Below are 23,248 nucleotides of genomic sequence, written 5' to 3' on the forward strand. Positions count from 1 at the left end.
GCGTGAAAAAGATTCAGAATCCAGCATACGGGCGCTACGCCAAGAAGCGCTTCGGCCAGAATTTCCTGCACGATGCCAACATCGCCAGAAAAATCGTAGAGACCCTGCGCATTGAGCCGCAGGACAAGGTCATTGAAATCGGCCCCGGACACTGCGCACTGTCCGTGCACATCGCTGACGCCAATCCGGCGCTGTACGCCGCGGTGGAGCGCGACCTGGAGCTTGCCATGGAGCTGCGCGACAAGTGTCCCGGCGTTGAGCCGTTGGCGGCGGACGCGCTGTCCATCCGCTGGGAAGGGCTGCCCTCTGATGCCTCGTGGAAGGTGGTGGGCAATCTGCCGTACAACATCGCCTCGCCGCTCATGTGGGAGCTGTTTAGCCGTGGCCGCGCCGTCACACGCGCCGTGTTCATGATCCAGAAGGAAGTAGGGCAGCGCCTCGTTGCCGAGGCCGGAGGGCGTGCCTATGGCGCGCTGACGGTATGGGTGCAGAGCTTTGTGAAGCCGCGCTACGAGTTCACTGTCAGCCCCAACGTGTTCATTCCGCGGCCAAAAGTTGAATCCGCGGTGCTGTCCTTTACCCCACATGAGAACCCGGGCCATTTTGACCCACGGGCCTTGTCCGGCCTTGTGAAGCTGTGTTTTCAGAACAGGCGCAAGCAGGTCGGTAAGATATTGAAATCATTGTGGAATGATGAAGTGGACGAATGGTTCCGCCAGCAGGGCCTTTCCGCCAAAGTTCGGCCCGAGGATTTGACGCCAAACCACTTTCAGGCCTTGTCAGTTCTCACAAAAACTCATTTTATGGCTTGACATGATTGAGAATCTGTTGCCAATGTTCAATGCGGCGGTAAGGCAAAGCCCCATGCGGACTCCGCCCATATACGCCCCCCGAAAGGCAGCAGGTAAAACCTGATAACTACTGGACATAAACGCCTGTATGCTTTAAGGGGCAAGAAAAGCGTGTAACGCATCGCCCAATTAGGCTGCACTAGTCTCGCATCGACGCGCAAAGGATGCCGCGTCAAACGTACGGCCCACCGTCGAAAGCAGACATGGTGATAGGAAGTTGTTTTTGGGGAGATAGAGACTAACTACTATGAGGAGGAATGGACTGATGACGAAGGCTGATCTGGTTGTAAAAATCGCTGAGAAGGCCAACATCACCAAAGCCAACGCTGAGCGTTCCCTGAATGCTTTTCTGGATACGGTGGAAGCAACGCTGGTGAAAGACGGCAAGCTGACCCTGACCGGCTTTGGCACTTTTGTGGTTGAGGAGCGCAAGGCTCGCACCGGTCGCAACCCCCGCACCGGCGCACAGATTGAGATTCCCTCTTCCAAGGTTGTTAAGTTCCGTCCTGGCAAGCTCCTGAAAGACGCCGTAAAATAAGTCTTAAGGGAGGACAGTTATGATTCACGGAGAAACTCTTCACAGCGCCCTGCCCTGGGATCTCCCCTGGTGGGCCCCCGACCATGTTGTATTTTTCGGAACCTTGTATCTGGTTCTGGGCATCCTCGGTCTCGCCCTTGGCTACGCCGCTGTGAAAGCCTACATCGATACTGTCGCCAACCCGAAGTCCGGCGCTAATTCGCATTAGTCCTCCGGTCTCTCGACGAACGAAGCAGCCCGGTGCGCCTAGTGCGTACTGGGCTGTTGTTTTTTCAGCGCTTTTTCCGCCCACGCCCGCGAGTGGAGGAGAGGTGAGAATCCCTTTTTCCCTAGATTTTTTCTTGCCCTTTGGGTAAATATGACCTAAAGAAGTCGTCTTTACATTGGCACGGCACATGTCCGTGCACCCAAGGGGAGGTGATTTACGTGCCCGGAGTAACCCTCGAAGATACTGAAAACTTCGATATCGCTCTGCGACGCTTCAAGAAGCAGGTCGAAAAGGCCGGCATTCTGTCCGAAATGAAGAAGCGCCAGCATTACGAGAAGCCCAGCGTGCAGCGCAAGAAGAAGATGGCTGCCGCTCGCAAAAGGCTCCTCAAGAAGATGCGCAAAATGAACATGGGCTAAGCCCTTCATACCGTGAAGGTCGCTAGCAGTCTGCCGTAAGGCGGGCACCATGACCGATCCCTTTACAGTTATGCGGGGCGGCGGTGACGCCGCCCCGCATTTCCGTTTATCCATCCTTTGCAGTGCGGGTCCGAAAGGGTACCGCAACGGAGCCGAATGTCATGAGCAGTCTCATCAAGCGAATCGAATCTGACTTCATTGCCGCATACAAGGCCAAGGACACGGACCGCGTGTCGGTTCTGCGGATGCTCAAGACCGCCGTAAAGAACAAGCAGGTAGAACTCCAGCGCGAGCCGGAAGAAGGCGAAGTGCTCGACCTGGTGACCAAGCAGGTCAAGCAGCGTCAGGAGTCCGTGGACCAGTACACTCAGGCTGGCCGTACCGAACTCGCCGAGCAGGAAGCCCGCGAGATGGCCATCCTGAAAGACTACCTGCCCGAGCCCCTCACCGAGGAAGAAGTCGCCGCCATCGTCGACGAAACCATTGCCAAAACCGGTGCCGCAGGCATGCAGGATATGGGCAAGGTGATGGGGGCCATCACGGCCGCCTACAAGGGCCGCATTGACGGCAAGGCTCTGTCCGCGCTTGTCCGCTCCAAGCTTAATTCCTGATTTTTTGCCACGAGAGTAATACTAGAACCATATGGATTCTCGAACATATCAGCTTCTTGAGTTCCCCAAGGTCCTGGCGTTGGTTGCCGGATACTGCGTATCCGAGCCCGGCGCCGAGAGCGTGAAGGGCATCCGCCCCTTTGCGGATAAAACTGCCCTTGCGCAGGAACTCGAAGTCATGAGGCAGTGGCTGGCCTGGAGTGCGGAAACGCGCTTCAGGCTTCGCGGTTTTCCTTCCCTTGATGGGCTTTTTGCGTATCTGGAACGCCCCACGGCGCTTCTGGATTTGGACGCCCTGTGGGCGCTGGCCGATGTGCTGGGCGTGGTGAAGGAAACCCGTGAGAGCCTCGCCGAGGCCGACGAAGAACGCTTCCCCCTTCTTGCCGAGAAGGCGGGAACAGACTGGCCGCAAAAGCTGCACGCCGCCCTGAAGCGTTGCCTCGGGCGCGACGGCAACCTCCGCGACGAAGCGTCGCCGGAGCTGTTTTCCGTGCGTCAGGAGATTCGCTCCGTCCACAACCGCTGCTCCAAGCGCGTGAAGGACTTCATAGAGGGCGAAGGGCTGTCGCATTTTCTGCAGGACGACTATGTTACCATTTCGTCCGACCGTTACGTGGTGCCCCTGAAGGCGAACGCCAAGGGACGCGTGCGCGGCATCATTCACGACTACTCGCAGACCGGGGAAACCTGCTACTGCGAGCCGCTTTTCCTTGTGGACCTCAACAACGAGTTGCAGGACCTCAAGCAGGAGGAGCGCGAAGCCGAGCGTAAGGTTTTTCGTTATCTGACGGACCTTGCGCGGCAGGAGTTTGACGCGCTTCAGGCAAGCTACGGCTTTGTGGTGATGTGCGATATGCTGTGCGCCAAGGCCGCCTTTGCGGGCGAGTATGGCGGGCGCACCATTGAAATTGGCGAGGACAGCCCGCTGCGTCTGCGCGATGTGCGGCATCCGCTGCTTATGAAGAGCGGCAGCGCCGTGCCCGTTGATTTGGAGCTTGAGGACGGCCAGCAGGCGCTGGTGGTCAGCGGCGGCAACGCGGGCGGCAAAACGGTGTGCCTCAAGACCCTTGGCCTGTGCGCGCTGATGGCGCTGTCTGGTTTGCCGGTGAGTGCCGCCGAGGGCAGTTGCGTTCCGGCGTGGGATAAAGTTTTCGTTGTACTTGGCGATGAGCAGAGCATTGAAAACTCGCTGTCCACCTTTACGGCGCAGATAAAACATCTGTCCAGCGCCTTTGGTGCAGTTGACTCTCGCACACTCGTGATTATGGATGAGTTTGGAGCCGGAACCGACCCGAGCCAGGGCGCGGCCCTTGCGCAGGCGGTTGTGGACTCCATCCTGGACCGTGACGCGTGGCTTGGTGTGGCAACGCACTTCCCGGCGCTTAAGGCCTACGCCCTGAGTAAGGAGCGCGTGCGCGCCGCGTCGGTGCTCTTTCATCCGCAGACCAAAAAGCCCCTGTACCGCCTTGCCTATGACCAGGTGGGCGCCAGTCAGGCGCTGGATGTGGCCAAGGAGCACGGTCTGCCCGCAGAGATTCTGGAGCGCGCCGAACAGTACCTGTTGCTGGACGGTTCGGACACCTCCAAGATTGTGGAGCGCCTGAACGCGCTGGCCGTGTCCCGCGCTGAAGAATTGGAAGGCCTTGAAGCCGAACGCAAGAAGCTCCACGACAAGCGCGTGCGCTTCAACGAGCGGTTCGAGCGCGAAAAGCGCGCCCTTATCGATGAGATTCAGGCGCAGGCCCAGACCGTTCTGAAGGAATGGCGCGACGGCCGCATCGGTCACAAGGAAGCCCGCAAAAAGCTGGCCGAGGAGCGTAAAAAGCTCGCCGGAAGCGGGGCCGCATCCGCCACGGCGGAGCAGCCCAAGCAGTTCCAGTGGGAGGACGTCGAGGTAGGCGAGTCCTACGTGTACGGCTCCTGGGGCAAGAGCGGTGTGGCGCAGGAGAAGGACGACAGGAAAAAGCGCGTCAAGATCGACATGGGCGGCGTGTCCGTGTGGGTCAAATTCTCCGAGCTGGCACCGGCCACCAAAAATGCCGAGAAGCCCAAGGCCGCATCCGGCGGCAGTGTGGCGCCCTCGGCGCCTACGGCCCTGACGGTGGACCTGCGCGGCATGCGCGCGGATGACGCTGTGGCCGAGGTGGCGCGCTACTTGGACAACGCGGTGCTGTCCGGCCAGAATCGGCTGGAGATTATCCATGGGCGCGGAACCGGCGCACTGCGCCGCGAAGTGCACGACTTTTTACGGACTTTTCCCCCGGTCGACCATTTTGCTCTGGCCCCAGAGGATCAGGGCGGCGATGGGATGACCATTGTGGAGTTGAAATAGCGAGTCCCGCCTGACGGGGCATGTGGCGCCCTAGCGCCCTGAACGTGTTGCGCTCGGGGCGCGGCGCAAGTGCCGCCGAAGCCGGGAGTGGCAGAACATTCAGGAAAGGGCATGGCAAAGTTCGATTCTGGAGTGATTGCAGCCATCAAGTCGCGGCTCGACATTGTCGAGCTGGTCCGCAGATATGTGGACCTCAAGCGCGCTGGTGGACGTTGGATGGCTCCATGTCCGTTCCATCAGGAAACCAAACCGTCCTTCACGGTGCATCCAGACGGATATTTTTATTGTTTTGGATGCCGAGCTTCCGGTGATGTGATAGATTTCTACTGTCAGATCAACGGGCTGGACTTCCGTGAAGGGCTGACGCAGCTTGCCGAGGAACTCGGCGTGGAGCTGGCCACCGTTAAGCCGGATCCGGAGGCGGACGCCAGACGACGCGCGCGCAGCGACAGCATCAAGATGCACTCGCTGGCCGGTGAGTTTTTTCGTGCGAATCTGGACGCGCCTTCGGGCAAGATTGCGCGGGACTACATCGTCTCACGCGGGCTTTCGCCGGAAGTGGTTTCGGCGTTTGGGCTGGGATACAGCTTGGACGACTGGCACGCGCTGGAAAAGCACCTGCGCACACGGGGCTTTGCCCCGGACCGCGCGGCAGCCGCAGGCTTGCTGGTAAAGAACGAACGGGGCAATGTTTACGACCGGTTTCGCGGCCGGCTCATGTTCCCCATACATAACCTTTCAGGTCAGGTTATTGCCTTTGGCGCGCGAACGCTCACAGGCAACGACCCGAAATACCTCAACAGCAGCGAATCGCCCATCTATGTGAAGGGCGACCACCTCTACGGCTTGTTTCAGGCCCGCCGGACCATAGCGCATAAGAAGACCGCGCTACTCACGGAGGGCTATACGGACGTTCTGTCCCTGCACCAGTATGGCTTTACCAATGCCTGCGGCGTGCTGGGAACGGCGCTGACCCCGCATCAGGTGCGGCGCCTTGGTGGCTTCTGCTCTGACCTGTACCTTGTCTTTGACGGCGACGGTGCAGGGCGCAAGGCGGCACTGCGCTCCAGCGAGATGATTCTTGAACAGGGGCTCAAGTGTCGCGTAGTCCTTCTGCCCGATGGCGAGGACGTGGACAGCCTGCTGCAGACGCAAGGGGCGGACGCGTTCGCGCAGCTTATGGAGTCGGCAGAGGACGGACTCAAGTTCTGTCTGAGAACCGTTGGGCGCACCTCAACACGGGAAATGGTGGACTGGGTCCACAAATTCCTGAGCGGGCTGAAAAACCCGGAGTGGAAATCCTCGCTGATTTCCGAGGTGGCCCTCAATATAGGACTAAACGAACAGGATTTACGAAAACGTCTGCAGGCCAGCACGCGGGAAGCGGCTGCCGCCTCAGGCGGTGCGGGTTCTGGTGGTGGAAACCAGCCACGCCGGACCGCTCAGTCCACACGGGGAGAAAAGCTTGACCGCCAGCTCATGCGGTTTGCCGTACGCAACCCCCGCTTTGTGCGGGAGCTGGAATCAAGGGGCATGGGGGAAGCTCTTTCAACCCCCTTCGCCAATGGTCTGTGGGGGAAGATGGTTACCCATCCGGATGCCGATATCTTTGCGTTGCTTACGGAACCGGAAAAGCGGTATTGGGTGGAATGCAACCTCGATGGACCAGACAGCGAAGAGCAAGTGGACAAAGAGTGGTGCGATGTGTGCGAGCATCTTTCGCGCGTCCAGCTGAACTGCCAAAAGCGGTTCACCATCGACGCCTTGCGACGGGCGCAAATGAATGGCGACCACGCCGAAGTGCAGCGGCTGTTGCAGTTGCAGCAGGAGATCTTAGGGAGGCTAGATGAGCAACATTAAGGAAATCCAGCAGATCAAGGCGTTGATCGCGCAGGGCAAGAAAAAGGGCTTTCTGACCTTTGATGAAGTCAGCAAGGCGCTGCCCTCCGAAATCAACAAGCCGGATCAGATCGAAGAAGTCATCGGCATCTTCGAGCAGATGGACATCGCCATCGTCGACACCGAAAAGGAAGGCGACGAAATCCGCTTGGCCAATGCGCAGGAGAGCAGTGACGACGACTCCGGTCTGGAACTGGCCGAGAGCGAGGAAAGCTCTACGGACTACGCCTCGCGCAGCACGGACCCCGTGCGTATGTACCTGCGCGAGATGGGCGCAGTGTCCCTGCTCGACCGCGACGGCGAAGTGGACATCGCCAAAAAGATCGAAGAGGGCGAGCTGGACGTCTTGTACGCCCTTGTCGAAGTGCCCGTCGCCATCGAAGAACTGGTCTCCATCGGTGAGGACCTTGAGGACGGCAGCGTCAAGCTTAAGGACGTCGTGAAGACCATCGAGGAAGACGACCCCAGCGAAGACGAGATGAACCAGCGCCAGCGCGTTATTCACCTCCTCAACGAAATCGGGGAAATCTACATCGACAAGCGCGACCTGTACATCAAGCAGGACGAGTGCGCCACCACGGAAAAGAAAGTGGTCGATCTCCAGCAGGAGATTTTGGACTACAAGGAAAACATCGTTAACAGGCTGCGTGACATCAAGCTCGAAAAGACGCTTATCGACGGCATCATCGAGCGTGTGAACGACTACGTGCGCCAGATGCACAACTGTCAGCGCGACCTTTCCGCCTACCTGCTGTCCACCGGTAAGCCCACGCAGGAAATCCGCGACCTGTTCGACCAGCTCGACGCCCGCGAGATTAACCCCGTGGTCGCCGCTGGCGAGCTGGGACTCACCGTGGAGGAGATGTTCTCCTTTAAGGAAATCATCTCCGGCAAGATTGAAATCCTCAAGCGCCTTGAGGACAAGTGCTGCCATCAGGTGCACGACCTCGAAGAAGTGCTGTGGCGCATCAAACACGGCAACCGCATGGCCTACCGCGCCAAGCAGGAGCTTATCCGCGCAAACCTGCGCCTTGTCGTGTCCATCGCCAAAAAGTACACGAACCGTGGCCTCCAGTTCCTGGACCTGATTCAGGAAGGCAACATCGGCCTCATGAAGGCCGTGGACAAGTTCGAGTACCAGCGCGGCTACAAGTTCTCGACCTACGCCACGTGGTGGATTCGTCAGGCCATTACCCGCGCCATTGCGGACCAGGCCCGCACGATTCGTATCCCCGTGCATATGATAGAGACTATCAACAAACTTATCCGCACCTCGCGCTACCTTGTGCAGGAGCTGGGACGCGACCCAACGCCGGAAGAAATCGCCGAGCGCATGGACTACCCGCTGGACAAGGTGAAGAAGGTGCTCAAAATCGCCAAGGAACCCATCTCCCTCGAAACGCCCATCGGCGACGAAGAGGATTCGAGCCTTGGAGATTTTATCGAAGACAAAAAGGCCGCCGCACCCGCAGAGGAAGTGGTCAATACCAAGCTCGGCGAACAGATTGCCGGAGTGCTGTCCGACCTGACCCCCCGCGAGGAACAGGTGCTGCGCAAGCGCTTTGGCATCGGCGAGAAGAGCGACCACACCCTCGAAGAGGTCGGCAAGCTCTTTAACGTCACGCGAGAGCGTATTCGTCAGATTGAAGCAAAGGCACTGCGCAAACTGCGCCACCCCGTGAGGAGTGCCCAGCTGAGGTCGTACTACGAAAACTAGCCTTACGCCTCCCTGCTCAGACATCGCGGCCCGCATGGCTTACCATGCGGGCCGTTTTCGTTTGGCAGGGCAGGGCGCTTTTTGACGCATTGATGCGCCTGGAGTATTTTGCAGGTATGAGTGGAATTCGGTTCTTTGGGCGCAGGCAGCGTGCATGGCGCGGTGTCGCATGCGCTGTGGCTTTGGCGCTTTTCCTTGTTCTGGGGCACGGCACAGGGTGCACGACGTCCGCGGATGAACTGGCATGGGCCAAGTGGATTCCCGACGGCGACACCGTTCAGCTGGTTGGCGGCACATGGGTACGGCTGACGGGCATTGATGCGCCGGAAACGGGCAAGCATGGCGCGCCGGGGCAGTACTATTCCGGCCGCTCGCGCGGCGCGTTGCAGGAGCTTGTGGGCGGGCGGCCGTTTCACGTGCGTCCTGTTGGGCGCGGGGCAGACCGCTACGGGCGCGTGCTTGGTGAAATCATCCTGCTGGATGGCACCAATGTGAACGAGGAACTTTTACGCAGTGGGCACGCCTCGCTGTATTGGTTCCCCGACCACCCGGCGGAGCTTATTTCGCGCTATATCGCTGTGCAGCGCGAGGCCATCAGCCACGAGCGCGGTTTTTGGCCGCGCGTGCTTGGTCAGCCCGTGGCGCGCGGACCGTGGGTGGGCAACGCCAGAAGCCACCGCGCCTATCCGGCGGGCAACAGCCGGGTGAAAAAGATATCCCCTCGCAACCGCGTGGAGTTCTCCTCGCTGGAGGACGTCTATATGCACGGCTATAGCGCCGCGCGTTCGCTCTCGCCGTGGTGGCAGGTGCGGTGAAGCCTGTTTAACATTCTGATTTGCTTTGTGTTTTCCATTTTTGTTATTTCAAAAATTTCAGAAATGGCAAAAATTCTCTTTCTGTTTGACGCTGTTCTGCGAAAACCGTATTCTGACCGACCCTTACATGAGATAATGGGGAATATGCCCGGCTTGGCGCTGGTTCGCGCTGTTGTGCGCGGCCTGCCGCCACCGCTGGCGGAAAAGGCCCACAACGCGCCATGTTGTGCCGCAATTTGTGCAGGCTTTGGCGCGCCGCCATCCGCCGCCGGGCGTCCTGATAGTTGCTGAGTCTGCCCCGGCTGCGCACGCCCCTCGGCGAGGCGGCCCCCACGTGCGATGGGAAGAGGGCAGACCGATGGACCTCAAACTTTTCAGCAGAGCCTCGGTGTACCGCAAGAGGGAACAATCAATGCAACGTACTCCAATCGCCCAAGAACAAGATGCATGCGCAATCATAGCCTTTATCGATAAGCGCGGGCGCTCGTCCCACGCCAACATCGTCAAGACCATAGAAGCCCTAAAAAAGATGGCCCACCGCTCGGGCGACATCAATAACGAAGGTGACGGCTGCGGCGTCATGACGGACATCCCGCGCGAGGTATGGGCGGGGCGTCTGGAAAAGGCCGGACTCTCGCGCCATTTGGCCGAGAGCCGTGGCTTCTTTGTTGGTCATATTTTGCTGCCCCACCAGACGCGCGACAACGCGGACACCATTATGTCCCGCGTGCGCACGCTATTTGCCGAGCGCGGCGCGGAGTTGCTGCACGAAGTCATCGGCAACACGCGCGATACCGAGCTTGGTCCGCTGGCCGCTGCCGAAGCGCCGCTGTTTTGGCAGGTGGCGGGCATTCTGCCGCAGGCGGAGCTGAATTCCGGTGGGCGCGTGCTGTTTGATGTGCAGATGACGGTGGAGGCGGAGCTTCCGGATATTCACATCGCGTCCCTGTCCACGGACAGCGTGGTCTACAAGCTGCGCGGCGTTCCGGACCTGTTGCCCCGCGTGTATCCCGACTTGCAGAATCCCGAGACGCGCTCGGTGATGACCCTTGGTCACAGCCGTTATTCCACCAACACACTGCCCACGGTGGAGCGTTCCCAGCCGTTTTCCATGCTGGGGCATAATGGCGAAATCAACACCATTGAGCGCCTGCGCAGCACCGCCCGCACCCTTGGCATTGAGCCGGTGCCGGGCGGAAGCGACTCGCAGGACCTCGACCGCATTCTGCAGGGTCTCGTCAACATCTACGGCTTTGAGCCTATGGAAGCCTTTGCCATGGTCTTCCCGGCCGTGCATTCCGAGGTGGCGGCCTACCACAAGGACCTGCAGGACGTGTATGCCTATTACCGCTGGTTCTTCCCGCCGTCCGCGCAGGGACCGGCGGCGGTCATCGCGCGGCATGGGCATGTGGTCATGGGCAGTGTGGACGCCCTTGGCCTGCGCCCGCTGTGGTTTGGCGAATCCGACTATGATTATTTTCTGTCTTCGGAGAAGGGCGTTGTGGACATCGAGTTCAACGCCGCAGACCCCAAGCCCCTTGCTCCGGGCGAGAAGATCGCCATCATCTCCGGGCACGAGCGGCGCGGCGTGGTGCTGGATTATTCAGCCTACCAGCGCCGCCTTGCCAAGCTGATGACGGGCCGTAAAAAGGTGCTGGGCGCAGTGAGCGGCCTGTACGACGCTATCCCGCCGCAGAAGGACGCCATGCCGTCCCTGCGGGAGTTCCTCGGCCGCGGCGACACTGCCCATACCGAGGACGACCTTGTGTCCACCAACGCCCTTGGGGCGCTGGGCTGGCAGAAGTACGACGTGGATATGCGCCAGAAGGTCGCCACCACGGGCCGTCCGGTTATCGGCTCCATGGGCCACATGGGCCCGCTGGCCTGCCTGAACGAGGACGCGCTGCCCTGCATTGCGGAGTATTTTAAGGAAAACGTGGCCGTGGTGACCAACCCCGCCATCGACCGCGAGCGCGAGGCGGACCATTTCTCCACGCGCGTCATCCTTGGCGACAGGCCGGATGCGGCGGGCGGCAAGTCGCCCTCGCCTGTGGGCTTGAGCCTGAGTACACCTTTACTGTTGGGCGGCTGCTTCGGCGACGCCGTTTCCCATGCGGAAATGGCGGACATTGCCCACGCCTTTGGCACGCAGACCTTGGCCGAGGTGCTGGACTTCTTTAGTGCCCAGCGCCGCGACGCTTCGCGCTACCACGTCATGGACGCCACGTTTGATGCCAAGGGCGGCGGCCTGCGCCAGCGCCTTGATGCGCTGTGCGATGAGGCGTGCGAGGCCGTGCGCGGCGGGGCTGTTATCCTTGTGGTGGACGACGCCGCAACCTTTGAGGGCGGGCGCGTGTTCATCGACCCCGGCCTTGTGGTTGCCAGCCTTGGGCAGGCCCTGAGCAGCGCCGGACTGCGGCGCGACTGCTCCATCGTGGTGCGCAGCGCCGCCATCCGCAATCTGCATGACATCATGTTCCTGCTGGGCCTTGGCGCGGACGCGCTGAACCCGTACCTCATCTGGCGTATGGCCCGCGAGCACGCCACGGAATCCCGCCCGGCGGAGCACGTTATCCGTGTGACCATGGACGTGCTGCAGAAGGGCATCGAGAAGGTCATGTCCACTATGGGCATTCATGAATTGTGCGGCTACGGACGCATTTTCTCGTCCATCGGCCTTGCTGATGACCTTGCTGACGTGTTTGGCTGCCCCAATTTCTGCTTTTCGGAGCGCAAGGGCTTGTCCTTTGCCCGCCTTGAGGCCATGGGCGCAAAGCGTCTTGAGCGCGCAACGGCAACCGAGGACCGGCCCCTGTGGCGCGACCCGCGCCGCAACGTGAAGGTAGGCCGCATTCTGCGCGCCGCTGCGGAGGGGCGCTCCGGCTACCGCGAGATGGCTCAGAAGCTGCGCGACGTGGAGCGCGAATCTCCCGTTGCCTTGCGCCACCTGATGGATTTTCATTCCAAGGCGGACCAGCCCGAATTGGCCATGAGCGATGTGGACATCACTTGCGGCGACCACGCCATGCCGCTGGTTATTCCGGCTATGTCCTTTGGCTCGCAGGGTGAGAACTCGTTCCGTACCTACGCCGAGGCCGCCAAGGAATTGAACATTGTGTGCATGAACGGTGAGGGCGGCGAAATTCCGGACATGATGGGGCGCTACCGCAAAAACCGCGGTCAGCAGATTGCGTCCGGGCGTTTTGGCGTGTTTATGGACTTCCTCAACTCCGCTGATTTTCTGGAAATCAAGATCGGGCAGGGCGCCAAGCCCGGTGAGGGCGGCCACCTGCCGGGCCAGAAGGTCTCGGACATGGTGGGCGAGGCGCGCCACTGCAAGCCGGGAATCGCGCTGATTTCTCCGTCCAACCATCACGACATCTATTCAATTGAAGACCTTGCGCAGATTATTGCGGAGCTGAAAACCGCCAACCCCGGCGCGCGCATCAGCGTGAAGATACCCGTCACCAGCGGCGTGGGCACCATTGCCGTTGGCGTTGCCAAGGCCGGGGCGGACATCGTGAATGTGTCCGGTTTTGACGGCGGCACCGGCGCGGCCCGCGAGCATGCCAAGAAATACGTTGGCCTGCCCGCCGAGATTGGCGTCTCTCTTGCGCACCGCGCCCTTGTGGAATCCGGCCTGCGCGAGCGCGTGGAGCTGTGGTGCGACGGCGGCATGCGCTCCGGCGCGGACGTTTTGAAGATGATTATGCTGGGTGCGGACCGTGTTGGGCTTGGCACTGTGGCGCTTATGGGCCTTGGCTGCATCAGCTGCCAGCGGTGCCATTTGGACAAGTGCCCCAAGGGCATCTCCACCCAGCTGCGCACCAAGGAGCAAGCCGCCGAGCGCGGCGTGAAGGGGTTCACTCCCGTTCAGGTCGCGGCGGAGACGGGCAACCTTGTCCGCCTGCTGGGCTACATCGGCGAGGAAATGCGCTCCATTCTCGCCCGCCTTGGCGAGCGGCGCCTTGCCGACGTTGTGGGCCGTACGGACCTGCTGACGCAGGCCATGCTTGACGACGCGGTGGACCTGTCCTCCATTATCAATGCGCCGTGCGACGCCATCGCCAGCGCAGGGGCCGAGCCCGTGCGTACCACGCGAAAGCCCCTCGACTACCTGACGCGCCTTATCTCCGACATCGCCATGACATCCTTTGGCGAGGACGAGACCACCCGCGTGCGCTATACGGAGCAGGGCATCCGCAGTGTGGACCGCGCCGTGGGCACCTATCTGGCCGGCGCCATGAGCCGTGAATTCGGCCCGGGCACCGACCGCCACGCCTACCTGCGCTTCGATGCGTCCGTTCCGGGCAATGGCCTGTGCGCGTTCAACATTCCGGGCATTGACTGCATCGTGAATGGCGGAACGCAGGATGGAACGGCCAAGGGCTGCTTTGGCGGCAGCGTTGGCGTGTTTAAGGAAGCCAATTGGCAGGGCAAGCGCATTGATGGCTCCACGGGCAAGAGCTTTGCATATGGCGCTATTGGCGGCACGCTGATGGTGCAGAATTATGCCGATTCGCGCGCGTGCGTGCGCCTGTCCGGTGCGGACGCCATCTTTGGCGCGCGCATTACCGCCCCGGTCAGCGACGAGAGCGGCAATCTGGCTTCCCGCGCGCACCTGAAGGGTTTTGCCTTTGAGTATATGACGGGCGGGCGCGCTGTAGTCTTGGGCGACCCGGGACCGTGGATGTGCGCCGGTATGACTGGCGGCGTCATCTACCAGTGCCTGTATCCGGAATATGGCTTTACCAAAGCCTCCGTGGTGCGGCGCTTGGCTACGGGCGCGGATGTGGGTGTTATGCCCCTTGATGAAGCGGGATTGGACGATGTCCGTGAATTGCTGGAGCGATACATTCATGAACTGCGCAGCAGTTTTCAGGACGACGAGGCGGACGCGGTGCAGGAACTGCTGCGTGATGCATCCGAACGCTTTGTGGTTATCGCCCCAGCGCACAAAAATCCGCCCAAAGCCGAATGATGGCGGCGCGGCCAAGATGAATTGGTAAAGAGATTGAACATTGTAGGACGGCCCCGGCATTGCCGGGGCCGTCTGTTTTGCGGGCGGGAAGAGCGGGGTTCTGCTGGCGGAAGGCGCGGGCTTGCAGACGTTTTGGCCCTGTTATGAACAGCTTTATGATGCGTGGCCCCCGCGCGGGCTGCTGTGCTTCAATGCGCATCTGTAGTGCTACGCAATTAAATGCAAAATTATTTTAAAATAGTTGTTGACCCGGACGGACGTTTAATTATAAGTAGAACGACATTGAGAGGGCGATGGAACGGCAGCTACACGGTGTACTGCTACGCATCACCCGAGCTGGGTAACGGCTAAACAGTGACGACCCGGTGATTTTTTCCTTTTTTCTTTTCGGAGTTTTTTTCTTGTCTAAGAACATTTATGTCGGCAACCTGGCCTGGGGCGCATCTGATGAAGATCTTCATTCCCTCTTCTCCGAGTTCGGTGAAGTGCGGTCCGCACGCGTCATTCTCGATCGTGAGACCGGTCGCTCCCGCGGCTTCGGCTTTGTCGAAATGGATGATGACGACGGCGCTCTCCAGGCAATCGAGGCACTGAACGGTAACAACTTCATGGGCCGTGACCTCCGCGTCAACGAAGCCCAGCCCCGTGAGCGCCGCCCCCGCTACTAAGCGAGGAAATATACGGCATATCACGAAGCCCGCAGCGAAAGTTGCGGGCTTTTTTGCGTTCTGTGCCCGGGGGCCATGTGGCGAGGCGCGGTGATGACGGTGGAGTGGGGAAGTGTGGGCTTATCGCCGCGCTGCGCTATGGTGCCGGAGATGATCGGGAAAAGCTGGTATTGCGGGATGGTCTTTGCGGCGCGTTTCGTGGAGTACGAAGGGCGGTTGTGTCTGTGGGGAGCGTGTGAGAGGCCGCCGCGTGTCGTGCATCGTTGCGCTTGTTATGCGGGGCGCATGGTGAAGGGCGCCGTGCGTCGTGCTCCATTGCGCTGGTAATGCAGGTGCGTGATGAAGGGTGGCGGTATGGGCCCCGGCGTCCGGAAGTGAAGGGGCCAGTCGTCCTCTTGACGCATTGCGCGGTGATGACGGGCATGAGCGGGTAAAGCTGGTATGGTGAGGCGCCCTCTACGGCGCGTTTCGTGGAGTACGAAGGGCGGTTGTGTCTGTGGGGGGGAGAGTGGGAGAGGCCGCTGTGCGTCGTGCCAGCCGCGCTGTTGTGCGATGTTCGGTGTGCTGGGGGAGCGCGTTGTCCCGGGGCGTTGAGGTGTGGGGCTGGCGTGGGGTAGACTGCGCAGAGTGGCGCGTGTGCAGAAGGGAGGTGCTTCGCTGTGAAGCGTTTTGCTTGGGTCCTGAGTCTTTGCGTCCTGTTTGCCGGGTGTCCTTATGCCATGGGGCAGACGCCAGAGTTGGCGGCGCGGTATGCGTTAGTTGCTCCGGTGATTGACGGCGCGCTTGATGAGGCGTGCTGGGACGCTGGGGGGTGGTCGGGGCAGTTCGTGGACCTTGTGGATGGGACGCCGGGCTGGCTGGACTCGCGGTGCGCCGTGCTATGGGATGATGAGGCGCTGTACATTGCCTTTCGCTTTGCCGAGCCGAACGTGACCGCGCACCTGACAGCGCGGGATGCCCCCATCTACCGCGAGAACGATGCGGAGCTCTTCATTGCTGGTCCTGATGCGTATTATGAATTTGAAATCAACGCCCGGGGCACCATTTATGAGGTGCTGTGGGTGTGGAATGACGCCTATGAACCGCACGGACGGCATGCCGCACTGGACCCGGCGGGACGGACCATGCGCCTGACCGGTATTGGCGACCATGTGCATCCGCGCGGGCTGCGCATTGGTTTTTTGGAGTGGGATTGGCCGGGGCTGACGGCGGCGGTGGCTGTGGACGGGACGCTCAACGATGCCTCGGATACGGACCGTGGGTGGACTGTGGAAGTCCGCGCGCCGTGGGCGGGGATGGCGGCGATTATGCCGGACGCGGCACCAACGCCGCGCGAGGGCGATACGCTGCGCGTGGACTGCTCACGCTTTCAGCACGTTGACGCGGACGGCCGCACACTCAGTCCCCCGGCGGGATGGGCGCTGCGCGCACATGGCGAGTATGACTCCCACATGCCGGAGCGCTTTGCCCGTGTGCGTCTTGTCCGGCAGTGATGCGGCTGGCGGAAGCGTCAGCTAGGAATCCAATCCTTGTCATGGCCCTCTGCCGCAAGTGGACCTCCGCCTTTTCGCATGGGGGAGCAGTGCTGCTGCAAATCTCCTTGTGCAGACCTCCGACGTCTTGCGAGAATGACGCCCCTTGTGGGCAGGTGATGCTCATCAGGCTGCGAAAAGACCTCACGCGGCAGTTTACGCCGGGGCATTCTTTCGCTTCCGTGGGCCTTCTCTGTTCTTTCGCTCACTCTACGGGACCTATGGTCCACATCCTTTTCACACGGGGCGGTACTTTGCCGCAAATGCTCCGCGCGCATTATCCCGACGGCTTTCGCTGTGTCCGTCCTTCGGGCACAGCGCCTCCGTGTACGGATGATGCTCGGCAGTCAGCAAAAAGACTCCCCGCGGCGATTTGCGCCGGGGGCAACATTGTGCCTTCTCTGGCTCCCTTCGCTTCACCCTCTCCCTGAGCCTCACGCATCCCTGCGTTTATTCTGCCCCATCATTTGGCATCGTTTCCGGCAATGTCTCTGGCTCCGGGATGATGGACAGCAGTTTACGCAAGCGTTCCACGCGGCGGCGGTTGACGCCGAAGTCGTAGTACCCTGTGCGCGCGGCGGAGCGGATGTGTAGCAGGCCGTTTTCGGCGTCGTACAGGCATTCCAAGTCGTCGTGAAAGCCGAAAAATGCGCTGGTGAACACCGCATGCAGATAGGGGCCGGAGAGTCGCTCCACCTGACTCCGCGGCAGGCTGCGCACGGCGGCCTCGACGCGCGCCATCACGTCGGCGACATCGCCGTCGATGCGGATGGGGGCGATGGCGTGGCCATCATCCATGGTGGAGCTGACGCAGTTGGGGGACCCCGGACATGGGGACAGGCCGTCGACGCCGCCAAGGTTGTCCGGCGTGGAGGAGCACCCCGCCAAGGCGAGGCAGACAAGGGCCGTCAGTGGAAGAATGATGTTATGTATGGACATGCCGCAAGAATACACGTTCCACACAGGCGTGAAAAGCCGCGAAAAAACAGGGCCGCCATGGCATATGCCACGGCGGCCCTGATGGGTGTGGAGGGGGGCGTGTTAGCCGAGCGGGGTGTTTTTTATCAGCGCCCAGATGCCGCAGGGGCAGGCGTCGGCGCAGAAGCCGCACCCAATGCACTTGGCCGGGTCGGCAATCATCGCAAAGTCGCCGTCCGGCAGGCTTTGGCGGGTGATGGCGCCCTGCGGGCACAGGGTTTCGCACAGGCCGCAGTCGCGGCATTCGCCGCAGGACGAGCACTGCGCCGCGCAGTCGTCAAGGTCCTGAAAGTGCGACACGCGCGGATCAAAGTACTCCAGCGTGATGCGGGAGTAGTCAATCATTTCGGACAGGCGGCCTTCGTCGTCAAGGGAGCCGAGGCGGGCGCGGATGTCATCGCTCATGGTCTCGGCGTCGCCCAGCGGGCGTTTGCCGGAGAGGATGGCGTCCATGACCACCGCCGCGCGGCGGCCGTCGCCTATAGCCTGCGTGATGAGGCCGGGGCGTACAATGTCGCCAATGGCAAAGACCTTGGGGTCCGTGGTCTGCATCACGTCGTTTACCGTGACAAATCCGCGCTCCGTGGCGATGGAATCCGGCAAAAAGCCAAGGTCCGGCGCGTCGCCAATGGAGATAACCACCGTATCCGCCGGGAGCACTTCGCCCGTGGAAAGCATCACGCCTTCGGCGGTGATTTCTTTGGTGAAGCAGGGCCAGCGGAAGGTTGCGCCAACCTTCTCCGCCTCTTCGCGTTCCTTGCCAAAGGAGGCAGGCTCCTGCACGTCGATGAGGGTGATGTCGCGCGCGCCAAGGGTGGCGCCGACTGCGGCCACGTCACAGCCCACGTTGCCCGCGCCGATAATGACAAGACGCTCGCCGCACTGCTGCCCGCCGTGCTTGGCCCCGCGCAGGAAGTCCAGCGCAGTGACAAGGCGCTCCTTGCCCGGAACCGGCAGAACGCGGGGCGTTTGCGCGCCCGCTGCCAGCACGACAAAGTCGAAGTCGTCCTTGAGGCGGGTAAAGGCGTCGGCGCCGAGTTCTTCATCCAACTGCACGTGCATCACAAGCCGCTGGACACGCTCCAGCTCCGCGCCGAGGACATCGGCGGGAATGCGGCTGTCCGGGATGGCTGCGGCGATTTTGCCGCCCAGTTCGCTGTCGCGGTCAAAGACGACTGGCTCATGACCGAGCAGGCGCAACTGCCACGCCACGGAGAGGCCCGCAGGTCCGCCGCCAACCACGGCAACCTTGTGCCCAGATGGTTCGGGAAGCTCCGGGTCACGCGCCTTGAGGCTGGCTTTGCCCATGGCCTTGACGTCCACGGGGATAAGTTTTTGCGTGGTGCGCGTGCAGCCCTCCATGCACAGGTTGGGACACAGGTGCCCGCAGACTGTGGCGGGCAGGGGCGTGTAGCTCATACACAGGTCCATGGCTTCCTGCACTTTGCCCGCGCGGATGAGCTTCCAGCGCTTGCGGACGGGGATGCCCGTCGGGCAGTTGGCCTGACACGGCGCTTCGTAGCGCCTGTTCTCCCACACCGGTACAAAGCGTCGCATCTCCCCGGTGGGAACGAGGGGGATGGGGCTGCGGTCGAGGTCGGTCAGGTCGCCGATAAGGCCGCCACGCCCAAGCTCGGCGTCCCACGCATTGGCGCGGAAATCCGCCATGCTCCGGCGCTTTTTGCCCATCTTCTCGTGCGGGGAGAGGGCGACGAGGCACTGCCACTGGCTGCGGTCGCCAAGGATTTCAAAGAGTTCCGGGCGTCCGATGCGCTCCAGAAAGACCATCAGGTTGTCGCTGAGCCAAGCCCAGCGCTCGTCGTCCACTTCGATGAGCTTGGCGTCGGTCTGGCTGAAGCCCTTGTGCGGGCCGCGGAAGTAAATGGAGCCGCCAACCATGCCAACGCAGGGGCGGTAGCCCAGCACATTTTCCGGGTCTGCCGGGTCAATGCCGCAGATGACGGCGATGCCCCCGGCCATGAACTCCGCAAACGAATCGCCAACGCCGCCCAGCACCCACAGTTCCGGCGGGGTGTGGCGCGGGTTGTGTTTGGTCATGGTCATGCCGCGCGCGCCAAGGCCGCCATCCACCCAGATGCGGCCCTGCGCCATGGCGTTGGCCGTGCCGTTGGTGGCGTTGCCGTGGATGATGATGTCCGCGCCGGTGTTCAGCCAGCCCGTATCGTCGGACGCGGGCCCAAAGACCTCAATAGTGGTGCCGGGAAAGCCCATGGACCCAAGGCGCTGCCCCGGTGATCCATAGACGGAGAGGTGCAGCTTGGGGGCGGTTTTCTGCCACAGTCTGCCGCCGATGCCGTGCTGGCCAAAGGCGTCTACCTCAATATGTTCCGCGCCCGAGCGTACGGCGGATTGGAGGCGTTCCTCCAGAATGCGCGACTCGATGCGCTTGCCGTCTTCAAGTCCGCTCACGCGGATGTTGTGTGATTCGGCCATACAATGATTCTCCGATAAAGCTCCTGAACGTGATGCCATCCCTGCGTCTGGCGGTGCCAGCCGGGGATATGCGGGCCGCGCCTACACGACGTACTTGATGCCCAGCCGCTCCGCTGCGTCCTTGTCGCCAATGCCCAGCGCGTCGGACATGCCGATGGGCAGGGTGGTGGAGCGCCCAAGGGGGGCCAGTATCTTGCGCATTTCAAGGTCAAAGGACAAAAACACGTCCACCACGCGTTCGGCCACCTTCTCGGGGTCGAGGCGGCGGTAGATGCGCGGGTCCTGACTGGTGATGCCCTTGGGGCAGACGCCGATGTTGCAGACGTTGCAGCGGTCGGCCTCGGAGCCGACACAGCCTGCGGCGGCCTGCATGATGTATTTGCCCACCTGTACGGCGGATGCGCCCATCATGATGAGCGCGGCGGCGTTGGCGGCAAGGTTGCCGTTTTTGCCGATGCCGCCACCTGCGATGATGGGCAGTTCGTTCTGTTTGCCCAGCTTCACAAGGTTCAGGTAGCTGTCGCGCACGTTGGAGGCGATGGGGTGGCCCATGTGGTTCATGGACACGTTGTACGCCGCGCCGGTGCCGCCGTCTTCGCCGTCGATGGCGAGGCCTGCGGCGTAGGGGTTGCGCGTTAAGTTGTTCAGAACGGCAAGGGAAGTGGAGGAGGCCGAAATCTTGGGATAGACCGGCACGCGGAAGCCCCACGCCATGCTCATGGACTGAATCATCTTGGCCACGGCTTCCTCGATGGAATACTTGGTCTGGTGCGTGGGCGGCGAGGGCAGGCTCACACCCGGCGGCACGCCGCGGATGGCGGCGATAAGGCTGTTGACCTTGTGCCACATAAGCAGGCCGCCGTCGCCGGGCTTTGCGCCCTGACCGTATTTAATCTCCACCGCGCAGGGATCGACCTTCATTTCCGGGATGGCCTGAATGATTTCGTCCCAGCCAAAGTAGCCGCTGGCAATCTGCAAAATGACGTACTTCAGAAAGCGCGAGCGTAACAGGCGCGGCGGACAGCCGCCCTCGCCGGTGCACATGCGCACGGGCATGCCCAGTTCCTCGTTGAGGTAGGCAACGCCCATTTGCAGGCCTTCCCACATGTTGGGCGACAGCGCGCCAAAGCTCATGCCGCCGATGACAAGGGGGTAGATTTTGCGCACGGGCGGGGTCCAGCCGCCCTCAAGCTGCGCCTTCAGGCCGTCCTCCGGGGACTGGACGCGCCCAATCAGCGTGCTGAGGTCAAACTCGTGACGGCCTGCATCCAGCGCCGGGTCCGTCAGCATGGAGATGCGCACGAACTTGATGGCGTCCAGCAGACTGCCGGAGTCGTTGCGTCTGCCGCCACGGGTACGTGCGCCGCCGCCACCGCTTTGGTGCATACGCAGCTTGTCCGGCTCGTCGCTGTGGTAGGGCATGATGGCGTCGTTGGGGCAGACCTGTGCGCACATGCCGCAGCCTATGCAGGCCGTGGCCGGAGCGGTCTTCTGCCGGATGCCATAATAGATGGAAAAGTCGTTTTCGGGTTTTTTGGTCAGCCCGAGGGGCGTGCGCACTTTCCGCTTGCGGAAGACGCCAAGCTCAATGGCCCGCACCGGACAGACCGACGTACACTGGCCGCAGAGCGTGCACTTGCTCTTGTTCCAGTCAATCTGCCACGGCAGATCCTTGCGGCTTAGCGAAGATGGGGTAATGGCTGCGTCTGACGGCATATCTCAATCTCCTCGCACTGGGGCGAAACAATGGCGGTATCAAGGTGCATGGGCTGGAAGTCCGCGCTCTTGTCGCGGTCCGGGATAACGGCGTCCAGCCCGCAGACTTCGGACGAGAAGGCGTACAGGCCGGGGCGGCCACCAACGACGCCGGGGCGCAGCTTCTTCTTGTCCTGAACCATGAACATGCTGCGGTCCGGGGTGACGCCGATAACGCAGTTGGGGCCGTCGATGATCATCTTGCGGCAGACCATCTTGAGCCGGGCGAGGAACTCGCCGTCGGCGTGCGCGTCCAACTGGGCGTCGGACAACGGGGTGATGATGTGCTTATAGGCCTGCAGGGGCAGCCCGAGGCGCTTCATCGTATAATGGAGGATATGGGCGAAGACTTCGGAGTCCGAATGGTAGCCCGTGTATCCCGTAATGTTTTGCGATTCCAAATACTCGCGGATGGGGACGAACGCTGTATTCTCGCCATTGGTCATGGTGCAGATGCCCTGAATGAAGAAGGGGTGGCACGCATAGAGGTTGATGGCGTAGTTGGTGTTCTGGCGGCCCTGCGCAAGGATGGTACGGGCGTAGAAGTCGTGATGGTCCAGCCCGAGGTATTCGCCAACGCTCAGCGGGTCGCCAATTTCCTTAACCATGACGACGTCCGGCCAAAAGGAAAAGACCGTGATGTCGTCATGCTCCAGCCCGGCGATTTTGAGGGCGACGCGGGTGGCGAGGAGCTCTTCCTCGCGCGCTTCTTTGGAAAGGTCGTCCCAGCCTGCGGGCGGCTCAAAGGCCTGGACAAGGTAGGCGTGCCGCGCGGGCGTGCCAGCCGGGAGGGTGGCCGAGTGCGACATGGAGAGTCTGTGCCCGGGCGTATAGCCCCGGTGCCGCATGAATTCCATAAGGCGTTCTTCGCCTTGTTCCGTGACGATGGCGGAGAGGATGGGCGTATCCGGCATTTTGCCGAAAGCGCCGTCCAGACCGGTCAGATACAGCCCCACACCAGAGCCGTCGTGTCCCTCGCGCATGACGTCCAGAGCCTGGACCGCCTCCATGGGGGATACGGGGTCGGTGCTTGTAAGGGCGAACAAGCGGCACATTGTCTGCTGACTCCTTTGCGTTCTGAGGAAAAAGGGGCGGGAGGGGGCGCGGGCGCGCCGTGTGGCCGGAAGCCATGCCCCTTTGGCCGGATATCGCATCCGACGTGCATCTGTAATTGCGGGACAAATAGTAATAGCCAATAGTTACTTTCAAGTCCAGCAAAGTCAGTGCTGTCCGGGGCTTGCGGGGGTGTTTTGCATGTCGCGCAGGCGACGTTTTGGGCAGAAAAATCCCCGTTTTTTCCTGTGGCCCGCAAAACGGGCAAAAAAGGCACGGCAAGCGGGCTTCCAACGACCGGTAACGGTTGACGAAAGGGTGCTGAGGCTTTATTTGAAGGCGTTGCGGCCTGTCATTTTTGCAGGCCGCGTGATACATGTACGTTGCGTTTGCCGCGGGGCGTCCCGGCGGCAAACGATGATTCCCAACACTTCACT

16 protein-coding genes are annotated in these 23,248 nt (G+C 61.4%); 12 read left to right on the forward strand and 4 right to left on the reverse strand.

The window, feature by feature from the left end:
- The first annotated feature begins 2 nt into the window (after window positions 1–2).
- The 12 genes from rsmA (at window position 3) to ACYQ2T_RS07435 (ending at window position 16,532) form a co-directional block, all read left to right on the forward strand.
- Complete coding sequence (gene rsmA / locus ACYQ2T_RS07380) at window positions 3–812, forward strand: 16S rRNA (adenine(1518)-N(6)/adenine(1519)-N(6))-dimethyltransferase RsmA (protein WP_459899669.1); 810 nt, start codon at window positions 3–5, stop codon at window positions 810–812.
- A 304-nt stretch (window positions 813–1,116) separates the two neighbouring features.
- Entirely contained in the window at window positions 1,117–1,389 is a 273-nt protein-coding gene (locus ACYQ2T_RS07385; protein ID WP_404844799.1) for an HU family DNA-binding protein, read from the forward strand.
- 19 nt (window positions 1,390–1,408) lie between these two features.
- Window positions 1,409–1,597 carry a hypothetical protein gene (locus ACYQ2T_RS07390; RefSeq protein WP_404844800.1) on the forward strand — a complete coding sequence of 63 codons (189 nt, stop codon included), beginning with the start codon at window positions 1,409–1,411 and terminating at the stop codon, window positions 1,595–1,597.
- A gap of 218 nt (window positions 1,598–1,815) precedes the next feature.
- Window positions 1,816–2,016 carry a 30S ribosomal protein S21 gene (gene rpsU / locus ACYQ2T_RS07395; protein WP_404844801.1) on the forward strand — a complete coding sequence of 67 codons (201 nt, stop codon included), beginning with the start codon at window positions 1,816–1,818 and terminating at the stop codon, window positions 2,014–2,016.
- 161 nt (window positions 2,017–2,177) lie between these two features.
- Complete coding sequence (locus ACYQ2T_RS07400; protein WP_404844802.1) at window positions 2,178–2,627, forward strand: GatB/YqeY domain-containing protein; 450 nt, start codon at window positions 2,178–2,180, stop codon at window positions 2,625–2,627.
- A 31-nt stretch (window positions 2,628–2,658) separates the two neighbouring features.
- The gene (locus ACYQ2T_RS07405; protein WP_459899673.1) at window positions 2,659–4,959 is read left to right on the forward strand and encodes an endonuclease MutS2; all 2,301 of its coding nucleotides are present in this window, start codon (window positions 2,659–2,661) and stop codon (window positions 4,957–4,959) included.
- Between the two features lie 111 nt (window positions 4,960–5,070).
- Window positions 5,071–6,819, forward strand: a complete 1,749-nt coding sequence (dnaG, locus tag ACYQ2T_RS07410) for a DNA primase (protein WP_459899675.1) — start codon at window positions 5,071–5,073, stop codon at window positions 6,817–6,819.
- Entirely contained in the window at window positions 6,806–8,575 is a 1,770-nt protein-coding gene (gene rpoD, locus ACYQ2T_RS07415; RefSeq protein ID WP_404844805.1) for an RNA polymerase sigma factor RpoD, read from the forward strand. The genes dnaG and rpoD overlap by 14 nt, the downstream gene beginning before the upstream one ends.
- A gap of 116 nt (window positions 8,576–8,691) precedes the next feature.
- Entirely contained in the window at window positions 8,692–9,390 is a 699-nt protein-coding gene (locus tag ACYQ2T_RS07420; RefSeq protein WP_459899677.1) for a thermonuclease family protein, read from the forward strand.
- Window positions 9,391–9,802: 412 nt separating this feature from the next.
- Entirely contained in the window at window positions 9,803–14,371 is a 4,569-nt protein-coding gene (locus tag ACYQ2T_RS07425) for a glutamate synthase-related protein (RefSeq protein ID WP_459899679.1), read from the forward strand.
- 401 nt (window positions 14,372–14,772) lie between these two features.
- Window positions 14,773–15,039: an RNA-binding regulator gene (locus ACYQ2T_RS07430; RefSeq protein WP_404844808.1), complete on the forward strand. Its 267-nt coding sequence runs from the start codon at window positions 14,773–14,775 to the stop codon at window positions 15,037–15,039.
- Between the two features lie 659 nt (window positions 15,040–15,698).
- Complete coding sequence (locus ACYQ2T_RS07435) at window positions 15,699–16,532, forward strand: carbohydrate-binding family 9-like protein (protein WP_459899681.1); 834 nt, start codon at window positions 15,699–15,701, stop codon at window positions 16,530–16,532.
- Between the two features lie 489 nt (window positions 16,533–17,021).
- On the opposite strand, the gene ACYQ2T_RS07440 is transcribed toward ACYQ2T_RS07435, so the two are convergent.
- The 4 genes from ACYQ2T_RS07440 to ACYQ2T_RS07455 form a co-directional block, all read right to left on the reverse strand.
- The gene (locus ACYQ2T_RS07440; RefSeq protein ID WP_459899683.1) at window positions 17,022–17,510 is read right to left on the reverse strand and encodes a DUF1499 domain-containing protein; all 489 of its coding nucleotides are present in this window, start codon (window positions 17,508–17,510) and stop codon (window positions 17,022–17,024) included.
- Between the two features lie 102 nt (window positions 17,511–17,612).
- Complete coding sequence (locus tag ACYQ2T_RS07445; protein ID WP_459899685.1) at window positions 17,613–20,003, reverse strand: FAD-dependent oxidoreductase; 2,391 nt, start codon at window positions 20,001–20,003, stop codon at window positions 17,613–17,615.
- Window positions 20,004–20,084: 81 nt separating this feature from the next.
- On the reverse strand, window positions 20,085–21,719 hold the full coding sequence (locus tag ACYQ2T_RS07450; RefSeq protein WP_459899687.1) for a glutamate synthase-related protein: 1,635 nt from the start codon (window positions 21,717–21,719) through the stop codon (window positions 20,085–20,087).
- The gene (locus ACYQ2T_RS07455; protein ID WP_459899689.1) at window positions 21,683–22,813 is read right to left on the reverse strand and encodes a class II glutamine amidotransferase domain-containing protein; all 1,131 of its coding nucleotides are present in this window, start codon (window positions 22,811–22,813) and stop codon (window positions 21,683–21,685) included. The genes ACYQ2T_RS07450 and ACYQ2T_RS07455 overlap by 37 nt, the downstream gene beginning before the upstream one ends.
- Between the last annotated feature and the right edge of the window lie 435 nt (window positions 22,814–23,248).

It is taken from the genome of Desulfobaculum senezii (assembly GCF_054657395.1).